This is a genomic window from Piscirickettsia litoralis (genome assembly GCF_001720395.1).
In the GTDB taxonomy this organism is placed as follows: domain Bacteria; phylum Pseudomonadota; class Gammaproteobacteria; order Piscirickettsiales; family Piscirickettsiaceae; genus Piscirickettsia; species Piscirickettsia litoralis.
This window is the reverse complement of the sequence record NZ_MDTU01000004.1, coordinates 92,953-93,689: the sequence shown is the minus strand read 5'-3', so window position 1 is coordinate 93,689 and position 737 is coordinate 92,953. Positions and strand designations below refer to the sequence as shown.

The following is a 737-nucleotide window of genomic DNA, read 5'->3' as shown; positions in this document are numbered from 1 at the left end:
CACTGAAAACTTACTGAAAAACAGGTCACTCTAGTTCAGCGTTGTTGACACCTTCCCATTGTTAATCGTTATCGGTATGATTAAGCGCTTGTTAATCAATACGATAGGTTAATACCCCTGGTTCAGTTCACACTCAAACATCTTTTCCAAACCGGCAGAGCCTGGTGGCGCTACTACCTGGCCAATCGAGAGAATATTCCTCGCTCAGTGGTTGAAACTGTCGTGAAGATGCTCAGCTGCAAAACAAAGTTTGCAGGTCATGACGAATACAGTTGCTCTAACCCGGACTGCAAACACACTAAAACCGTTGCCTATACTTGCAAATCACGGTTATGCTCATCCTGTGGAAAAAAGCCACAGAGCAATGGATTGCCGCGCAAAATGAGTTATTGCCAAAGTGCGAATACCAACACATCACTCTGACAATGCCAGAAGCACTCTGGCCGTTTTTTCTGGCGAATCGTGACCTGCTCAGTGAGTTATCACGCCTGGCCGCTGACATCCTGCTCAAAGCTGCAAAGAAGAAAAAAGTTAAGATTGGCATCTTCACCATGCTCCACACGTTTGGCCAGGACTTAAAGTGGAACACGCACATCCACTTATCCGTGACACGCGGTGGTCTATCTGAATGTGAGACCGTGTGGAAAAAGATTTACTTTACTAAACAAAAAACCATGAGAATGTGGCGTTATACAATTATTTCTCTACTACGCAATGCTTATAAAGCAGGTGTAAAG

The 737-nt window shown here is 44.5% G+C and carries 2 protein-coding genes; both read left to right on the top strand.

Annotated elements, in window-relative coordinates:
* The first annotated feature begins 207 nt into the window (after window positions 1-207).
* Window positions 208-423 carry a transposase zinc-binding domain-containing protein gene (locus tag BGC07_RS24070; protein WP_394332145.1) on the top strand — a complete coding sequence of 72 codons (216 nt, stop codon included), beginning with the start codon at window positions 208-210 and terminating at the stop codon, window positions 421-423.
* Window positions 324-737, top strand: a 414-nt coding sequence (locus BGC07_RS17110) for a transposase (RefSeq protein WP_394332146.1), incomplete at its 3' end; no start/stop codon positions are given. The genes BGC07_RS24070 and BGC07_RS17110, both read left to right, overlap by 100 nt.